General features: G+C 69.0%; 15 protein-coding genes and 1 tRNA gene. 15 read left to right on the forward strand and 1 reads right to left on the reverse strand.

All coding sequences use genetic code 11. The features are described 5' to 3' along the window. Positions 1-145 precede the first annotated feature (145 nt). The 15 genes from mfd (at position 146) to ACFY3V_RS23930 (ending at position 15,693) form a co-directional block, all read left to right on the forward strand. Complete coding sequence (gene mfd / locus ACFY3V_RS23860; protein ID WP_362898838.1) at positions 146-3,697, forward strand: transcription-repair coupling factor; 3,552 nt, start codon at positions 146-148, stop codon at positions 3,695-3,697. Positions 3,698-3,724: 27 nt separating this feature from the next. After that, complete coding sequence (locus ACFY3V_RS23865; RefSeq protein WP_362898840.1) at positions 3,725-4,369, forward strand: SurA N-terminal domain-containing protein; 645 nt, start codon at positions 3,725-3,727, stop codon at positions 4,367-4,369. A 6-nt stretch (positions 4,370-4,375) separates the two neighbouring features. Beyond that, on the forward strand, positions 4,376-5,314 hold the full coding sequence (locus ACFY3V_RS23870) for a MazG family protein (RefSeq protein WP_389776311.1): 939 nt from the start codon (positions 4,376-4,378) through the stop codon (positions 5,312-5,314). 436 nt (positions 5,315-5,750) lie between these two features. Then, positions 5,751-7,028, forward strand: a complete 1,278-nt coding sequence (eno, locus tag ACFY3V_RS23875; protein ID WP_350950000.1) for a phosphopyruvate hydratase — start codon at positions 5,751-5,753, stop codon at positions 7,026-7,028. 75 nt (positions 7,029-7,103) lie between these two features. Then, complete coding sequence (locus ACFY3V_RS23880) at positions 7,104-7,514, forward strand: septum formation initiator family protein (RefSeq protein ID WP_362898844.1); 411 nt, start codon at positions 7,104-7,106, stop codon at positions 7,512-7,514. A gap of 42 nt (positions 7,515-7,556) precedes the next feature. Next, positions 7,557-8,105, forward strand: coding sequence for a DUF501 domain-containing protein (locus tag ACFY3V_RS23885; protein WP_350949998.1), 549 nt, complete (start codon positions 7,557-7,559; stop codon positions 8,103-8,105). Further along, complete coding sequence (locus ACFY3V_RS23890) at positions 8,102-9,061, forward strand: Ppx/GppA phosphatase family protein (protein ID WP_362898846.1); 960 nt, start codon at positions 8,102-8,104, stop codon at positions 9,059-9,061. Before ACFY3V_RS23885 ends, ACFY3V_RS23890 begins: the two co-directional genes overlap by 4 nt. Positions 9,062-9,229: 168 nt before the next feature. Further along, positions 9,230-10,387 carry a hypothetical protein gene (locus tag ACFY3V_RS23895; RefSeq protein ID WP_389776317.1) on the forward strand — a complete coding sequence of 386 codons (1,158 nt, stop codon included), beginning with the start codon at positions 9,230-9,232 and terminating at the stop codon, positions 10,385-10,387. A 282-nt stretch (positions 10,388-10,669) separates the two neighbouring features. Then, positions 10,670-11,470: a uracil-DNA glycosylase gene (locus tag ACFY3V_RS23900; protein WP_362898850.1), complete on the forward strand. Its 801-nt coding sequence runs from the start codon at positions 10,670-10,672 to the stop codon at positions 11,468-11,470. A gap of 169 nt (positions 11,471-11,639) precedes the next feature. After that, positions 11,640-12,956, forward strand: a complete 1,317-nt coding sequence (locus ACFY3V_RS23905) for an FAD-dependent oxidoreductase (protein ID WP_362898852.1) — start codon at positions 11,640-11,642, stop codon at positions 12,954-12,956. Between the two features lie 241 nt (positions 12,957-13,197). Continuing rightward, positions 13,198-13,270 (forward strand) — tRNA-Leu (locus tag ACFY3V_RS23910). Between the two features lie 212 nt (positions 13,271-13,482). Further along, a complete protein-coding gene (locus ACFY3V_RS23915) occupies positions 13,483-13,866 on the forward strand; it encodes a helix-turn-helix domain-containing protein (protein WP_362509416.1) in 384 nt (127 codons plus the stop codon). Positions 13,867-14,013: 147 nt separating this feature from the next. After that, positions 14,014-14,799: a Bax inhibitor-1/YccA family protein gene (locus ACFY3V_RS23920; RefSeq protein WP_350949992.1), complete on the forward strand. Its 786-nt coding sequence runs from the start codon at positions 14,014-14,016 to the stop codon at positions 14,797-14,799. Positions 14,800-14,986: 187 nt separating this feature from the next. Then, on the forward strand, positions 14,987-15,214 hold the full coding sequence (locus tag ACFY3V_RS23925) for a DUF4287 domain-containing protein (RefSeq protein WP_350950018.1): 228 nt from the start codon (positions 14,987-14,989) through the stop codon (positions 15,212-15,214). Between the two features lie 68 nt (positions 15,215-15,282). Next, positions 15,283-15,693, forward strand: a complete 411-nt coding sequence (locus ACFY3V_RS23930) for a PPOX class F420-dependent oxidoreductase (protein WP_350949991.1) — start codon at positions 15,283-15,285, stop codon at positions 15,691-15,693. Positions 15,694-15,799: 106 nt separating this feature from the next. Here the strand turns inward: ACFY3V_RS23930 and ACFY3V_RS23935 are convergent, their stop codons facing one another. Continuing rightward, complete coding sequence (locus tag ACFY3V_RS23935) at positions 15,800-17,020, reverse strand: acetyl-CoA C-acetyltransferase (RefSeq protein WP_362898855.1); 1,221 nt, start codon at positions 17,018-17,020, stop codon at positions 15,800-15,802. Positions 17,021-17,073 lie beyond the last annotated feature (53 nt).

Consider the following 17,073-nt stretch of genomic DNA (forward strand, 5'->3'; position numbering starts at 1 on the left):
TCGTCTCTCGCGGCCTCACGAGCTGGTCCCGCGTATCCGAAGGCCGGAGCACCGGCCTGCGATTCGGTAGCCTTGGGCGGGTACCCCCCGTGTTCTCTCGGCTCGGGGTTGTCGTGTTGCCGTCGTGGGGCTGTGGGCGAATCTGATGAGTCTTTCCGGACTTCTGGACCTTGTCGCCGGGGAGCCTGAGCTGGCTTCCCTTCTTCAGGACGTGCGCGGGGGCGACTCGTCCGACGTGTCGCTGGTCGCGCCGCCCGCGTTGCGACCCTTCGCGGTGGCGGCGCTGGCCAGGGAGGGGGCCAAGGGGAAGGCGAGGACCGTCCTGGCGGTGACCGCCACCGGGCGCGAGGCCGAGGATCTCGCCTCGGCCCTCACCAGCCTCCTGGACGAGAGCACCGTCGCGGTCTTCCCCGCGTGGGAGACGCTTCCGCACGAGCGCCTGTCGCCGCGCAGCGACACCGTGGGGCAGCGTCTGGCGGTGCTGCGCAGGCTCGCCCATCCGGTCGAGGGCGACCACTCGGCGGGGCCGCTGCACGTGGTCGTCGCGCCGATCAGGGCGCTGCTCCAGCCGATCGTCCGGGGGCTGGGCGACCTGCGGCCGGTGCGGCTGCGCGCAGGGGACGACGCCGACCTCGACACCGTCGTCCACAGTCTCGTGGAGAACGGCTACCACCGGGTCGACATGGTGGAGAAGCGCGGCGAGGTCGCGGTGCGGGGCGGCCTGCTCGACGTCTTCCCGCCCACGGAGGAGCACCCGCTCCGGCTGGAGTTCTGGGGCGACACCGTCGAGGAGATCCGCTGGTTCAAGGTCGCAGACCAGCGCTCGCTGGAGGTGGCCGAGGACGGGCTGTTCGCCGCCCCCTGCCGTGAGCTGCTGCTGACCGACGACGTCAGGCAGCGGGCGAGGGAGCTCGCCGAGGCGCATCCCTCGCTGGTGGAGACGCTGGAGCAGCTGGCCGAGGGCGTGCCGGTGGAGGGCATGGAGGCGTTCGCGCCCGTGCTCGCCGGGGAGATGGACCTGCTCATCGACCATCTGCCGAGCCAGTCGGCGATCTTCGTGTGCGACCCGGAGCGAATCCGGGGGCGTGCCGACGAGCTGGTGCGGACGAGTCAGGAGTTCCTGGAGGCGTCCTGGATCAACGCCGCGTCCGGCGGCGAGGCGCCGATCGACCTGGGTGCGGCGGCCTTCCGCGACCTGGAGGAGGTCCGCGACCACGCGCGGCGGCTCGGCCGGCCCTGGTGGTCGCTCGCGCCGTTCGGCGCCGGCGCCGACGGTGACGCCGCCGAGGGCCTCGGCGGGGGTACGGCGCTGCGGGCGCACGAGGTCGAGTCCTACCGTGGCGACACCCAGCGGGCGCTGTCCGACATCAAGGGCTGGCTCGACTCCGACCGGGTCGTCGTCCTGCTGAGCGAGGGCCACGGCCCCGCCGAGCGCATGGTCGAGCTGCTCAAGGGCGTCGACCTGCCCGCGCGCCTGGAGCCGGGGCTCGACGCCGTGCCGGACAGGAAGGTCGTCCACGTCACCACGGGCCTGGTCGAGCACGGGTTCGTGACCCCGGCGCTCGCCGTGCTGACCCACCTGGACCTGGTGGGCCAGAAGGCGTCGACCAAGGACATGCGGCGGCTGCCCTCCCGGCGCCGCAACATGGTCGACCCGCTCCAGCTCAAGGTCGGCGACCACGTCGTGCACGAGCAGCACGGCGTGGGCCGCTACATCGAGATGGTGCAGCGGACCGTGCAGGGCGCCACCCGCGAATACCTGGTGATCGAGTACGCCAAGGGCGACCGGCTCTACGTGCCGACCGACCAGCTCGACGAGGTCACCCGCTACGTCGGCGGCGAGTCGCCCACGCTCAACCGGATGGGCGGCGCCGACTGGGCCAAGGCCAAGACCAAGGCGAAGAAGGCGGTCAAGGAGATCGCCGGAGAGCTGATCCGCCTGTACTCCGCCCGGATGGCCTCGCCGGGACACGCCTTCGCGCCCGACAGCCCCTGGCAGCGGGAGATGGAGGACGCCTTCCCCTACGCCGAGACGGGCGACCAGCTGGAGGCGATCGACGAGGTCAAGCGTGACATGGAGCGCCCGATCCCGATGGACCGGCTGATCTGCGGCGACGTGGGCTACGGCAAGACGGAGATCGCGGTGCGGGCGGCGTTCAAGGCCGTGCAGGACGGCAAGCAGGTGGCGGTCCTGGTGCCGACCACGCTGCTGGTGCAGCAGCACATGTCGACCTTCGCCGAGCGGTTCTCCGGGTTCCCGCTGAACGTCAGGCCGCTGTCGCGGTTCCAGAGCGACGGCGAGGTCTCCGCGACCATGGAGGGTCTGCGGGAGGGCTCGGTCGACGTGGTGATCGGCACGCACCGGTTGTTCTCGCCGGAGGTCAGGTTCAAGCAGCTCGGCCTGATCATCATCGACGAGGAGCAGCGGTTCGGCGTCGAGCACAAGGAGGCGATGAAGCACCTGCGCACCCAGGTCGACGTGCTGGCCATGTCGGCCACCCCGATCCCCCGTACGCTGGAGATGGGCCTCACCGGCATCAGGGAGATGTCCACGATCCTCACCCCGCCCGAGGAGCGGCACCCGATCCTCACCTTCGTCGGCCCGTACGACGAGAAGCAGATCGGCGCCGCGATCCGGCGCGAGCTGATGCGCGACGGCCAGGTCTTCTTCGTCCACAACCGCGTGGCCAGCATCAACAAGGTCGCGGCCATGCTGCGCGAGCTCGTGCCCGAGGCGAGGGTCGCCGTCGCGCACGGCCAGATGCAGGAGCACCAGCTGGAGAAGATCATGGTGGGCTTCTGGGAGCGCGACTTCGACGTGCTCGTCTGCACCACGATCGTCGAGTCGGGCCTGGACGTGCCCAACGCCAACACCCTCATCGTCGACCGGGCCGACAACTACGGCCTGTCCCAGCTTCACCAGCTGCGCGGCCGGGTCGGCCGGGGTCGCGAGCGCGGCTACGCCTACTTCCTCTACCCGCCGGAGAAGCCGCTCACCGAGACCGCCCACGAACGCCTCGCCACGATCTCCCAGCACACCGAGATGGGCGCGGGCATGTACGTGGCGATGAAGGACCTGGAGATCCGCGGCGCGGGCAACATCCTGGGCGCCGAGCAGTCGGGCTTCATCGCGGGCGTCGGCTTCGATCTGTACGTGCGCATGATGGCCGAGGCGGTGCAGGAGCAGAAGGCGAAGCTGGCGGGCACCTACCAGGAGGAGGAGCGGCCCGACGTCAAGGTCGAGCTGCCGATCAACGCCCACATCCCGCACGACTACGTCACCTCGGAGCGGCTGCGGCTGGAGGCGTACAAGCGGATCGCCGCGATCGGCTCGGACTCCGACATCGGCGCGGTGCGCGACGAGCTCGTCGACCGGTACGGACGGCCGCCCCAGCCGGTGGAGAACCTGCTGGAGGTCGCCCGTTTCCGCGTCCGCGCCCGCCGCGCCGGGCTCACCGACGTCACCCTGCAGGGGCAGAACATCAGGTTCGCGCCGGTGGACCTCAAGGACTCCCAGCAGGTCAGGCTGCAAAGGCTCTACCCGAAGGCGCTGCTGAAGCAGGCGGCCGGTACGTTGCTGGTGCCGGTGCCCAAGACCAGGCCCCTCGGCGGCCAGCCGCTGCGCGACCTGGATCTGCTCAAGTGGTGCGGTGATCTTGTCGAGGCGATGTTCCTCGAAACCGTGCGGGTAGAGTAAGCGGCGTTTGTCGTGAAGGGAACGCATGTGAAGTCGACTCGAATCCGCGTCATCCTGGCGGTCGTCGCCGCCGGTGTCGCGCTGACCGCCTGCTCTCCGAACCAGGCCGGTGCCGCGGCCATCGTGGGCGGGGAGCGCATCAGCTCGGGCGAGCTGGACAGGAACGTGCGGGAGTACGAGGCGGCGCTGGCCAAGGCCGGCCTGTCCGCCTCGCAGCTGCAGTTCCAGGACAGCGTCCCGCAGCTCGTGCTCTTCCAGCTGGCCAACGCCAAGCAGTACGCGCAGGTCGCGACGAGCAAGGGCATCACGGTCACCGAGGGCGAGGTCGACCAGGTGATCGCGGGCCAGGGAGGCCAGGAGAAGTTCGAGCAGCAGATGCTCCAGCAGGCCGTGGCGCCCTCGCAGGCACGCGAGTTCCTGAAGTCGCAGGTGATGGTCAGCAAGCTCGTCGCCAAGTACGGCGGCGGTACGGACGAGGCCGCCATCCAGCGCGGCCAGCAGCAGGCGATCAAGGACCTGCAGGCGATGCCGATCACCTGGAACCCCCGGTACGGCAAGCTGAACGAGGAGCGGAGCGAGCAGCAGCCGGGCGTCTTCGCCGACGCCGGTCGTTTCGGCACCGTCGGCGCTCCCGGCCCCGCCGACGCGCCGCCCGCGCCGCCGCAGCAGTAGCTCGGCATGTCGCTGATCGTCGTCACCACCTCGCCCCGGGTCGCTCCCGGGCTGCTCAGCCGCCGCGCGTGGCAGGTCCTTGAGGAGGGCCCGGTGCGCACCGGGTCCGCCGACCACCCGCACCTGCCCTACCTGGCGGAGGCGGGGGTCGAGGTCGAGGTGGTCGTCTGCGACCCGGCCGCGCTGGTCCGCGAGGCCGTCTCGGGGACCGTCGTGTGGCTGGAGGCCGACGAGGCGCTGATGCGCTCCATCGGCCACGCCGCGGTGGTGCTCGACGACCCGCCGGTGATCGAGGTCGTGCCGGGCTCGTACGACCTGCCGGGCGCGCGACTGCTCGACCTGGTCTCGGTGATGGACCGGCTCCGGGTCGAATGCCCGTGGGACGCCCGCCAGACCCACGAGTCCCTCGCCCCGTACCTCATCGAGGAGGCCTACGAGGTCCTGGAGACGATCGAGGAGGGCGACCGCGCGGCGCTGCGCGAGGAACTGGGCGACCTGCTCCTGCAGGTCGCCTTCCACGCGCGGGTCGCAGCGGAGGGACCGGAAGGGTTCGACGTCGACGACGTGGCCGAGGGCATCGTCGCCAAACTCGTCCGCCGGCACCCGCACGTCTTCGCCGACACCCGGGTCGAGGGCGCCGGAGAGGTCAGCGCCAACTGGGAGACCATCAAGGCCGCCGAGCGCGCGGCCAAGAACGGCGGCGACCCCGGTTCGGTCGTCGACGGCGTCCCGATGGGCCAGCCGGCGCTCTCCCTCGTCGCGCAGCTCCTGCGCCGCGCCGAGGGCGTCGGAGCCCCGACGACCCTTCCCGAGGGGGTTCCCGCCGACGGTCTGGGTGCGAGGCTCTTCGAGCTCGTACGGCAGGCTCAGGCGGCCGGACTCGACCCTGAGGCGGAACTGCGGGCCGTGGCTCGTGCCTATAAGCAACGCTTCGCGTCGCGGTGAGGTGTGTTGTCGGCGACGCTGCTACATGGCGACGCTGACGCGTCGCGGTTCGGCCGCTTTTGTCCGGCTCCTTCCCTCGTCGGGGAAGGTCGCTCGTTCCTCACGACCTTCCTCTCCTCAGTCCAGTCGCCGGCGCGGCCTCACGGGTAGTCCCGCGAGGAAAGGCGGGTTGGGCATGTCCTCAGGGGGCCTTGGGGGTGTTCCCGGGGCTTGTTGGGATGCGGCGGTGAGCCATTTGGTGGTGGTTCTCCCGGTTGAGGCAGGCGTGTTCTTGGTGAGGGGGAGATGGGTGGGGTCTGAGGTGGGGGTGGGGTGTGTTGGGAGGTTTGTATGGAAATTGCGCGAACATTGTTCGGCGGTGGCCCGGTCGCCGTGTCGGTATGGGGATCTCGATAGGCTTCCGAGGCAAACTGTCCTGCGACTTTAGGAGCGCTTCGTGGCTTCCATCGAGGGCGTTACCGCCCGAGAGATCCTTGACTCCCGGGGCAACCCGACGGTTGAGGTCGACATCCTCCTGGACGACGGCAGCCAGGGGCGCGCCGCGGTTCCCAGCGGCGCGTCCACCGGCCAGTTCGAGGCCGTCGAGCTGCGTGACGGCGACGAGCGCTACGGCGGCAAGGGTGTCGAGAAGGCCGTTCTCGGTGTGACCGACGAGATCGCCGACGAGATCCTCGGGTTCGACGCCGCCGAGCAGCGCAGCATCGACCAGGTGATGATCGACCTCGACGGCACGCCCAACAAGGCCCGTCTGGGCGCCAACGCGATCCTGGGTGTCTCGCTCGCCGCGGCCAAGGCCGCCGCGGAGAGCGCCGAGCTGCCGCTCTTCCGCTACCTCGGCGGTCCGAACGCGCACGTGCTGCCGGTGCCGATGATGAACATCCTGAACGGCGGCGCGCACGCCGACAGCAACGTCGACATCCAGGAGTTCATGATCGCCCCGATCGGGGCGGAGACGTTCCGCGAGGCCGTGCGGATGGGCACCGAGGTCTACCACGCCCTCAAGTCCGTCCTCAAGGAGAAGGGGTACGCCACCGGCCTCGGCGACGAGGGCGGCTTCGCGCCGAGCCTGCCCTCCAACCGTGACGCGCTCGACCTGATCCTGGTCGCCATCGAGAAGGCCGGATACGTCGCGGGCGAGGACATCGGGCTCGCCCTGGACGTGGCCGCCTCCGAGTTCCACTCGGACGGCGTCTACACCATCGACGGCAAGGGTCTGTCGGCGACCGAGCTGATCGCCTTCTACGAGGACCTGGTCGCCAACTACCCGCTGGTCTCCATCGAGGACCCGCTGGACGAGAGCGACTGGGAGGGCTGGAACGCCATCACCCGCGCCCTGGGGGACAAGGTCCAGCTGGTCGGCGACGACCTGTTCGTGACGAACCCCGAGCGTCTGGGCCGCGGCATCGCCGAGGGCACCGCGAACGCGCTGCTGGTCAAGGTGAACCAGATCGGCACGCTGACCGAGACCCTCGACGCCGTGGACCTGGCCCACCGCAGCGGTTACCGCTGCATGATGAGCCACCGCTCGGGCGAGACCGAGGACACCACGATCGCCGACCTCGCGGTGGCCACCAACTGCGGTCAGATCAAGACCGGCGCCCCGGCCCGCTCCGACCGGGTGGCCAAGTACAACCAGTTGCTCCGCATCGAGGAGCTTCTGGACGACGCGGCCCGTTACGCGGGTCGCGCCGCGTTCCCGCGCTTCCGGCGGTAGTTTTTTGCTGGCGGCTCGCGCCCGGATCCGGGCGCGAGCCACACCGCGGACGAGCGTGGAGACGGAGGGGGACGCATGGCGGCACGACCACAGTTGACGGGACGGGCCGCGGTGCTCGCGATCGTGGTGTGCGCGATCGCGATGAGCCTCGCCTACCCCATCAGGGAGTACGTCGCCCAGCGCCGCCAGATCGCCCAGCTGGAGCAGGAGAAGGCGAGGGAGATCGCCGCGATCAAGGCCCTTGACGACCGCTCCAAGCAGCTCCTCGACCCGGGCTTCATCAAGCGGCAGGGCAGGGAGCGCCTCTTCTACTGCGATCCGGGGCAGAAGTGCTACGTCGTCATGGGGGACGCGCCCTCGCCGGGTAAAGGCACGACCGGTGAGCGCCAGGCGGTCGCCAGGCCGCCGTGGTACGAGACGCTGTGGGACTCGGTGAAGGCCGCCGACAGCGGCGGGGGACAGAAGGCGGCCAAGTCCGCCGGATGACGCCGATACCCTGGTTGTCGTCTTTCAGGGGGGTGTCCACGAATGGTTGACGACCGCGACGTGGCGGCGGTGGAGCGACAGCTCGGCCGGACGCCGCGCGGACTGCGGAGGGTGGCGCATCGCTGCCCGTGCGGGCTTCCCGACGTCGTCGAGACCGCCCCGAGGCTGCCCGACGGATCGCCCTTCCCGACCCTGTTCTACCTCACCTGCCCCAGGGCCGCCTCGGCCATCGGCAGGCTGGAGACCTCGGGGATGATGCGGGACATGCAGGCCAGGCTCGCCGAGGATCCGAAGCTGGCCGAGGCGTACCGGGCCGCGCACGACGACTACGTGGCGCGTCGTGACAGGGCGGCCGCCGAGGAGGGCCTGGAGCCGCTGCCCCGCGACATGCAGAGCACCGGGGGCATGCCGACCCGGGTCAAGTGCCTGCACGCCCTGGTCGGGCACGAACTCGCGGTGCCGGGCGGCAACCCCTTCGGCCGCGAGGCCCTCGACGCGCTCGGCGACTGGTGGTCCGCCGGGCCGTGCGTCGACCAATCCGTAGCCCCGTGTGCCGAGGCCGTGGCACCGACCTCGAAGGAGACCGAGTGATCCGCGTCGCCGCGATCGACTGTGGCACCAACTCCGTCCGTCTGCTCGTCGCCGACGTCGGCAGGGACAGGCTGATCGACCTGGAGCGCCGGATGGAGATCGTCCGGTTGGGTCAGGGGGTCGACAGGACCGGCAGGCTGGCGCCGGAGGCCCTGGAGCGTACGTTCGCCGCCATGCGAGGCTACGCGGGGCTCATCGACGGGCTCGGGGCCTCCTCGGTCCGTGTGGTCGCCACCAGCGCGACGAGGGACGCCGCCAACCGGCAGGACTTCGTGGACGGCGTGCGCGACATCTTCGGCGTGGAGCCCGAGGTGATCACCGGTGCGGAGGAGGCGGAGCTGTCGTTCGCCGGGGCGACCCGCGATCTGGTGCGCTTCTCCGAGGAGACGGGCCTGCCCGCCCCCGAGGGCACCCGCCCGCCGTACCTCGTGGTCGACATCGGTGGCGGCTCGACCGAGTTCGTGCTCGGCTCGACGCACGTGGAGGCCGCGCTCTCGGTCGACATCGGGTGCGTCCGGCTGACCGAGCGCCACCTGCGCGACGCGGGCGACCCTCCCTCGGCGGAGGCGGTCGAGGCGATGACCGCCGACATCGACGACGCGCTCGACCGGGTCGCGGCCGAGGTGCCCGTGGAGCGGGCGCTGACGATGGTCGGGCTCGCGGGATCCGTGACCACCGTCGCGGGAATAGCGCTTGAGCTGCCGGAATACGATCCGAAGAAAATTCATCATTCGCGAATTTCCGCAGGTCAGGTGCATGACGTCGCCAAGCGCTTGCTTGGAATGACCGTTGAACGGCGGGCTGCGATTCCCCTCATGCACCCGGGAAGGGTCGACGTGATCGGGGCGGGGGCGCTCATCCTGGACCGAATAGTGACCCGCTACGGCTTCGGAGACGTGGTCGCCAGCGAGCACGACATCCTCGATGGCATCGCGTGGTCGATTGCTGACTCGTAGCGAGATCTAGACAATTAACCCGTTTAGGGAGTATTGAGGAAAGCTTCCCGTTTATGGTTAGGTAAAGAAGCTTTAGTGAGGCTTTGCCGTAGGGCCCGGCACAGCTGTTGTCGGGGCGGCAACCGTCTCCCGAGCAATCTTGCTTCCCAACGAACGGAGCATCCCCTCATGAAGTCCGGACTAGCCACCAAGCTAGCCGCAGCAGGAGCCAGCGCGGCCATGCTGGCGACGATGGCAGTAGGCATGCTGGCCACGCCCGCAGCGGCGGCCAGTGGTTCGAGCCAGGCGGGTACGGTGGCCTCGGCCGCCGGCAAGCCGAAGCCGGCCGTCTCTGTCGGAACCCCCAAGGCATCGCCCTCGAAGTACAAGGGTGAGTGCCCCGTCGGCGTGACCTTCTCCTCGAAGATCAAGGTGAAGGCCGTCAAGAGCAAGACCACGGTCGCCTACCGGTGGCTGCACGGTGACGGCTCGAAGAGCAAGGTGAAGTCCTTCACCTTCCGCGGCAAGGGCGTCAAGAGCTTCACGGTCAAGGAGAAGTCCACCTTCAAGGGCAACGTCAAGGGCTGGCAGGCCATCCAGGTCCTGTCCCCGCGTGGCGCCACCTCCTCGAAGGGCAAGTTCTCGGTCACCTGTGGCTCCAACGGCGACAAGGAAGAGGTCGTCGTTCCTCGCCGCGTCGACGCCGACGCGTGGGTCGACGAGGGCAACTGCCAGGCTGCCCTGATCGGTCGCATCACCGCCACCGGTACCCGCTGGGTGCACTACCGCTGGGTCGTCAACGGCGAGGTCGTCGAGCGTGACGCCATCCGCGTCAACGGCTCGCGCAAGGTCGTCCACGTGATCAAGCCCGGTGAGAACTTCAGGGGCTGGGCCGTGCTGCAGGTCGTCGGCCCGGTGAAGGCGTCCTCCAACCGCGTCCACTTCAAGATCTGGTGCAAGGACACGTCGCCGAAGGTCTGGGCGTCCGTGGACGGTCCGTCCTTCTACGCGGGCACCTGCCCGACGACCCGCACCTTCACCGGCACGATCGGCGCGAGCGGCCGCACCACCGTGAGGTACCGCTGGATCAGCGACGGTGTGGCGGGCGACTGGAAGTACGCCCACTTCAGCGGCTACGGCTCGCAGAGCCAGAGCGTGTCCGACAGCTGGACCGCCTCTGCCTCCGGTGAGTCCAAGCGCGCGATCGAGATCTCCGGTGGCCCGACCACCGGCACCGCGGTCGGCAAGGTCTTCTGCAAGCACCCGCCGAAGCCGACCCCGACGCCGACGCCCACCGTGACCCCCACCCCCACTCCCACCCCGGCCGTCACCGAGACCGCTGGCTGAGAACGTTGAGGACACGGTAGGTCGAGGTAGCGCGCCCGGCGGCTGACGCCGGGCCGCGTCCCGAGTGAAACAGGCGGCGCCCGCACCCAGCGGGCGCCGCTTCTCGTTTCCCGCGCCGTCTTCCGGCTTCCCCGAGGCGGGAGGTGGTTCGGGCGCTCCCGTGCGGGCGTGAATCGAGTGCTCCCGTGCCGGACGCCGTGAGGGCGTGAACCGGGTGGTCTCGCGCGCCGGGCATCGCGAGCGTGGACCCGGCGCTCTCGCGTGTCGGGCACCATCGAGGACATGAGCTACGTTCCTCCGGGATCCGGCTGGCCCGGTGACCCTGCCCAGCCCGGCACCCCCGTCGCCCACGACCCCGCCGAAGTGCGGAAACTCGCGAGGGAGAGCCGTACCCTCGCGGAGCTCACGGCCGCGCAGTCGGTCTGCCGGGCCTGCCCGCGCCTGGTGGAGTGGCGCGAGGAGGTGGCGACGGTGCGAAGGCGGGCGTTCGCGGAGGAGACCTACTGGGGCCGGCCCATCGCGGGATGGGGTGACGAGAGGCCCGAGGTCCTCATCGTCGGGCTCGCCCCGGCGGCGCACGGCGGCAACAGGACCGGAAGGATCTTCACCGGAGACCGCAGCGGCGACTGGCTGTTCGCCTCGCTGTACCGGACGGGCCTGGCCGTACAGGAGACGAGCCTTCGCGCGGACGACGGCCAGCGGCTCGTCGGCGCGCGGATGGTGGCCGCGGTCCGGTGCGCACCGCCCGCCAACAAGCCCGAGCCCGCCGAGCGGGCCGCCTGCCTGCCCTGGCTCTCCCGCGAGGTCGCCCTGGTCTCGGCGGAGGTACGGGTGGTCGTCGCGCTGGGTGGTTTCGCCTGGCAGGCGATCTGGCCCGCGCTGAGGGACGCCGGGTACGCCCTGCCGCGGCCGAGACCGCCCTTCGGGCACGGCGCCGAGGTGGAGATCACCTCTCCCCAGGGAAATCCCGCGCACCTTCTCGGCTGCTATCACCCCAGTCAGCAGAACACCTTCACCGGCAGGGTGACCGCACAGATGCTCGACGATCTCTTCAGCAGGGCGAACGCGCTACGGGGCTTGTGAAGTCGATCACAAAGAGAAGATTGATCGGAATTCTGCCGAGAAGAGTGATGTTTCTAGCTGATGACGGAAATTAGAGCCAGCTTGCCAGATGGGCGGCTGGTGCGACGGGAAGCGTGAGCGTATCCTTGTGAAAGGTTTCACAAGCCTCGAAGCTAAGGACAGTGTCGAAGTGAACCGCAACTCCAAGCACATCGTGGTCGTGGGTGGAGGCTATGTCGGCCTCTACACCGTGCTGCGCCTGCAGCACACCCTCCGCAGGGAGCTCCGCGATGGAAGCGTGCGCATCACCGTCCTGACCCCCGAATCCCACATGACCTACCAGCCGTTCCTCCCCGAGGCCGCCGCGGGAAACCTCTCGCCCCGGCACGTCGTCGTCCCGCTCCGCCGCGTGCTCTCGAAGGCGACGATCCTCAACGGCAAGGTCTCCAAGGTCAACCACGCGGCCAAGACCGTCACCTTCGCCCCCAACGTCGGCACCCCGCACGAGATCGACTACGACATCGTGGTGATGGCCGCCGGATCGATCTCCCGTACGCTCCCCATCCCCGGCCTGGCCGACGCCGCGATCGGTTTCAAGACGGTTGGCGAGGCGATCGCGCTGCGCAACCGGGTGCTCGAACTCCTCGACCGGGCCGAGAGCGACGACGACGAGGCCCTGCGCAGGCGCGCCCTGACGTTCGTCGTGGTCGGCGGGGGCTTCGCCGGCGTCGAGGCGCTGGCCGAGCTGGAGGACATGGCGGTGGACGCCACCCGCTACTACCGCAACATCTCCCGCAAGGACATGCGCTGGATCCTCGTCGAGGCCACCGACCGCATCCTCCCCGAGGTGGGCCCCGAGATGGGCGCGTGGACCGCCGAGCAGCTGCGTGAGCGCGGCATCGAGGTCAAGATGAACACCCGCCTCGATTCCTGCGAGGGCGGCCTGGTCAAGCTCTCCGACGGAGACGAGTTCGAGTCGGCCACCATCGTGTGGACCGCCGGGGTGAAGCCGAGTCCGGTCGTCAACGCCGGAGACCTGCCCCTCGACGAGCGAGGCAGGATCAAGACGACCGCCCGTCTCACCGTGGTCGGCGTCGAGGACGCCTACTCGGCGGGAGACGTGGCCGGGGTGCCCGACCTGACCAACCCCGGCCAGTACTGTGCGCCCAACGCGCAGCACGCCGTACGGCAGGCCAAGGTCCTCGCGGACAACATCACCCGGAGCCTGCACGGGCAGGAGCTGGTCGACTACCGGCACAGGTACGTCGGCTCCGTCGCCGGGCTCGGCCTGCACAAGGGGGTCGCCAACGTCTACGGGATCAAGCTGCGCGGGCTCGCCGCGTGGTTCATGCACCGCACCTACCACCTGTCGCGGGTTCCCACCTTCAACCGCAAGGTCCGGGTGACGGCCGACTGGACCCTGGCGCTCTTCTTCAAGCGCGAGACCGTCTCTCTCGGAGAGATCGAGGAACCGCGCACGGAGTTCCGCGCCGCGGCGAGCAACTGAACGCCCGAAGGGCGAACAGACTCCGAGTGTGAACCGGACGTCCGAACCCGGAGAGTGAACGGAACTCCCGAACCCGGAGGTGGCCGACGAGGCCCACCTCCGGGTTCGCCGTTCCCGGCGATGTGCTATTCCTTGACCGGGTCCCCCGAAGGCGGGACGATCCATAAGATTCTCAGCGGAAGTGATGCGACGGTTGCCTTGAGCAGTTACGCATGAGTGGTCCGTTACGTATGATTACGGCGCCCCCGTAGCCCAATGGCAGAGGCAAACCCCTTAAAAGGGTTCGAGTGAGGGTTCGAGTCCCTCCGGGGGCACTCATGATGATCTGCGGAACAAGGCCCGCGACCAGTGAAAACGTGGTCGCGGGTCTTTTCGTGTTATCCGGCTCCGTGTGACCCGTGCCGAACGGTCGGGAGTACCCCTCCCAAATGTGCTCGCAAAACTTTTGGAGTTACATAACTGTGATCATTCTCCGTGGAGTGCTGAGGGCCGGGATTCGATGTATCCCTGGTATAAAATAGTAACCATGAGTAGCGAGGCGAACCTGGAGTCCGTGCTGGGGGCGAACGGGGTCGCCCGACAGTTGATCGGTCATATCGGGGACAAGTGGTCCCTGCTGGTGATCGCGGCGCTGGGGCACGAGGCCCAGCGCTTCTCCCGGCTCAAGGCGCGGATCGAGGGGATCAACCAGCGCATGCTGACCCGGACGCTACGGGCCCTGGAGCGTGACGGCATCGTCGAGCGCAACGTCTACCCGACCTCGCCACCCACGGTGGAGTACGTGCTCACCAGGATGGGGCGCGACCTGTCGGTGGCCGTGACCGGCATCTGCGAGTGGGCGCGCCGCAATCTCGAAGAGGTCGAGGCGTCGCAGCGACTCTTCGACGAGCGAGCGGCAAGACAGATGTGAGGCCCGGGAACCGAAGGCGCCACCTGTTCGTTGGCACCATCGGCGGTAGCCGTACGGTCGCCTGGACAACATGGATATCAGCACGATACGGCCGTGTGACAACCGATCTAATACGCTGATCGCGTAGGTCGCAGCGTGGAGGCAGCGATGGAGAGCAAGAACCCCGTATTCAGTCGGCAGGCCAAGGGCCAGCAGCAAGGCTGGGGCATGCCGACCCCCACCCCTGACCAGCTTCAGGGCATGTACAACACGCCGTCATACGCGCCGCCCGCACAGCGGACGATGACGATCGACGACGTGGTCGTGCGTGGTTTCATCACGCTTGGCACGCTTGTCGTCTCGGCGGCGGTCGCCTGGGTGCTCAACCTCGGCATGGTCGCGGCGATCGCCGGTGTCATCGTCGGCCTGATCCTCGCCCTGGTCATCTCGTTCAAGTCCAGCACCAACCCCGTTCTGATCCTCGGCTACTCGGTCGCCTACGGTGTCGCCGTCGGTGTGATCAGCCACGTCTACAACGATCTGTACAGCGGCATCGTCTTCCAGGCGGTGGTCGGTACGGCTCTGGCCTTCGCCGCCATGCTGACCGTTTACTCGCTGCGCATCATCCGCGTGACGCCCAAGTTCACCAAGTTCGTCGTGGCCGCCGGGCTGGGCCTGATGGGTCTCATGCTCATCAACCTGGTCGCCGGGTTCTTCATCGAGGACGGCATCGGCATCCGGTCGGGCGGCCCGCTGGCCTACGTGTTCAGCATCGCCACGATCCTCATCGGCTGCTTCTTCCTCCTCCTCGACTTCGACCAGGTCGAGCAGGGCGTGCGGAACGGAGCCCCGGAGAAGTACTCGTGGCTGATGGCCTTCGGCCTCACCGTCACCCTGGTCTGGATCTACCTGGAGATCCTGCGCCTGCTGAGCTACTTCTCGAGTAGCGACTGACGACAGCACGGAGAGGGCCCCGCCGGACGCGTTCCGGCGGGGCCCTCTCGTTTTTTCCGGCGACGGACGAGTGAACGGAAGGCAAAGGGGGATGGACGAACCGCGAAGGAAGAGAGCATCTCAGGGCTTGCTATCTGGGCTTTCGTGATGCACTGTCGAGCAAAGGAGCCTATCCGTGGAGGTGCCCATGTCGTTGAACCACTCGATGGAGACGCAGAGCAAGCTGATCGCCAGGGTTCCGGACATCACCGGACGTGCACTCCCAGAGTGGTTTCAAGCCATCGACAACGGCCCGTCGTTCCTTCGCTGTGACGAGCGGGCCACCTGGCTCGCCAACGAGCACGGGCTGACCCACGGCTACGCCGCGGCCATCGTGCACGAGCACGAGCGGCACCGCCGTACCCGCCACCTGTAAGCCGTCCATCTCCGTGAAGCCCGCGCCGCTCCGGTGGTGCGGGCTTCGGCGTGGGTCATGATGGAGTCATGGATCATGACAAGGCGCGCGGGTTCATCCGCGCCAACCACCGAGCGGTCATGCTGACCTCACACGCCGACGGCCGCCCGCAACTCTCCCCGGTCACCGTGGGGCTCGACGCGGAGGGGAACGCGATCGTCAGCACCAGGGAGACGGCGGCGAAGGTACGCAACCTCCGCAGGAACCCGCAGGTCTCGCTCTGCGTGACGACCGACGCCTTCTTCGGTGAGTGGATCCAGATCGACGGCGTCGCGGAGATCGTCTCCCTGCCCGAGGCGATGGATCTCCTGGTCGGCTATTACCGTGACATCTCCGGCGAGCACCCGGACTGGGACGACTACCGGGCCGCGATGGAGCGGGAGCGGCGGGTGATCCTGAGGATCGCGATCACCCGAGCCGGCCCCGACGTGCACGGCTGACCGCGTCCCGGGACACACCCCGGCCGCGCGCTCGCCTGACCGGGGTGGCCCGCGTCGGGAGATCTCTCCGGTACGCGGTGCCCGACGACACCGCGCCCGGCCCGGTTCAGCTGAGGCGTTCCAGAACCATCGCCATGCCCTGGCCGCCGCCGACGCACATGGTCTCCAGGCCGATCGACCTGTCGTGGAAGGCGAGGCTGTTGATCAGCGTGGAGGTGATGCGGGCGCCGGTCATCCCGAAGGGGTGCCCGACCGCGATGGCGCCGCCGTTGACGTTGAGCCGGTCGATGTCGATCCCCAGGTCCTGGTAGGACGGGATGACCTGGGCGGCGAACGCCTCGTTGATCTCGACGAGGTCCACGTCGCCGATGGCCATGCCCGCCCTGGCCAGGGCCTGCTTCGAGGCCTCGACCGGGCCCAGGCCCATGATCTCGGGGGACAGGCCGGTCACCCCGGTGGAGACGATCCGGGCGAGCGGGGTGATGCCGAGTTCGGCGGCCCGGGTGTCGCTCATCACGATCACGGCGGCGGCACCGTCGTTCAGCGGGCAGCAGTTGCCCGCGGTGACCGTGCCGTCGGGCCGGAAGACCGGCTTGAGCTGGGAGACCGCCTCGTAGGTGGTCCCCGCCCGAGGGCCGTCGTCCTTGCTCACCACGGTCCCGTCGGGCAGGGTGACCGGGGTGATGTCCTTCTCCCAGAAGCCGTTGGCGATGGCCTTCTCCGCCAGGTTCTGGGAGCGGACACCGAACTCGTCCTGCTCCTGCCGGGAGACGCCCTTCAGTCCGGCGAGGTTCTCCGCCGTCTGGCCCATCGCCACGTAGACGTCGGGCATCAGGCCGTCCTCGCGCGGGTCGTGCCAGACTCCCCTGCCGCCCTCCGCGGCACTCGCCGTGCGGGCCTGGGCGTCGACGAAGAGCGGGTTCGTCGTGTCGGGCAGCGAGTCCGAGCTGCCCTTGGCGAAGCGGGAGACGCACTCCACGCCCGCGGAGACGAACACGTCCCCCTCGCCCGCCCTGATCGCGTGCAGGGCCATCCGGGTGGTCTGCAGCGAGGACGAGCAGTAGCGGGTCACGGTGGTGCCCGGCACGCCGTCCAGGCCGAGCAGGGTGGCGACCACGCGACCCATGTTGAAGCCCTGTTCGCCGCCCGGCAGGCCACAGCCCAGCATGAGGTCGTCGATCGTGGTCGGGTCGAGCTGGGGGACCTTGGCGAGCGCGGCCTGGATGATCTGTACGGTCAGGTCGTCGGGGCGGATGTCCTTGAGGGACCCCTTGAAGGCGCGTCCGATGGGCGAGCGCGCGGTCGCGACGATGACTGCCTCGGGCATGTGGCTCTCCTGGGTTGATGTCTGCTCCTCCTGCGGAGCGTACCGCGCGGTAT

The organism is Streptosporangium sp. NPDC000095 (assembly GCF_042899335.1).
Taxonomy (GTDB): Bacteria; Actinomycetota; Actinomycetes; order Streptosporangiales; family Streptosporangiaceae; genus Streptosporangium.

What these genes read in the sequence shown, in the direction of transcription:
- mfd (WP_362898838.1), top strand. Translation starts at nt 146, where the DNA reads ATGAGTCTTTCCGGACTTCTGGACCTTGTCGCCGGGGAGCCTGAGCTG.
- ACFY3V_RS23870 (WP_389776311.1), top strand. Translation starts at nt 4,376, where the DNA reads ATGTCGCTGATCGTCGTCACCACCTCGCCCCGGGTCGCTCCCGGGCTG.
- ACFY3V_RS23880 (WP_362898844.1), top strand. Translation starts at nt 7,104, where the DNA reads ATGGCGGCACGACCACAGTTGACGGGACGGGCCGCGGTGCTCGCGATC.
- ACFY3V_RS23885 (WP_350949998.1), top strand. Translation starts at nt 7,557, where the DNA reads ATGGTTGACGACCGCGACGTGGCGGCGGTGGAGCGACAGCTCGGCCGG.
- ACFY3V_RS23895 (WP_389776317.1), top strand. Translation starts at nt 9,230, where the DNA reads ATGAAGTCCGGACTAGCCACCAAGCTAGCCGCAGCAGGAGCCAGCGCG.
- ACFY3V_RS23900 (WP_362898850.1), top strand. Translation starts at nt 10,670, where the DNA reads ATGAGCTACGTTCCTCCGGGATCCGGCTGGCCCGGTGACCCTGCCCAG.
- ACFY3V_RS23915 (WP_362509416.1), top strand. Translation starts at nt 13,483, where the DNA reads ATGAGTAGCGAGGCGAACCTGGAGTCCGTGCTGGGGGCGAACGGGGTC.
- ACFY3V_RS23920 (WP_350949992.1), top strand. Translation starts at nt 14,014, where the DNA reads ATGGAGAGCAAGAACCCCGTATTCAGTCGGCAGGCCAAGGGCCAGCAG.
- ACFY3V_RS23925 (WP_350950018.1), top strand. Translation starts at nt 14,987, where the DNA reads ATGTCGTTGAACCACTCGATGGAGACGCAGAGCAAGCTGATCGCCAGG.
- ACFY3V_RS23930 (WP_350949991.1), top strand. Translation starts at nt 15,283, where the DNA reads ATGGATCATGACAAGGCGCGCGGGTTCATCCGCGCCAACCACCGAGCG.
- ACFY3V_RS23935 (WP_362898855.1), bottom strand. Translation starts at nt 17,020, where the DNA reads ATGCCCGAGGCAGTCATCGTCGCGACCGCGCGCTCGCCCATCGGACGC.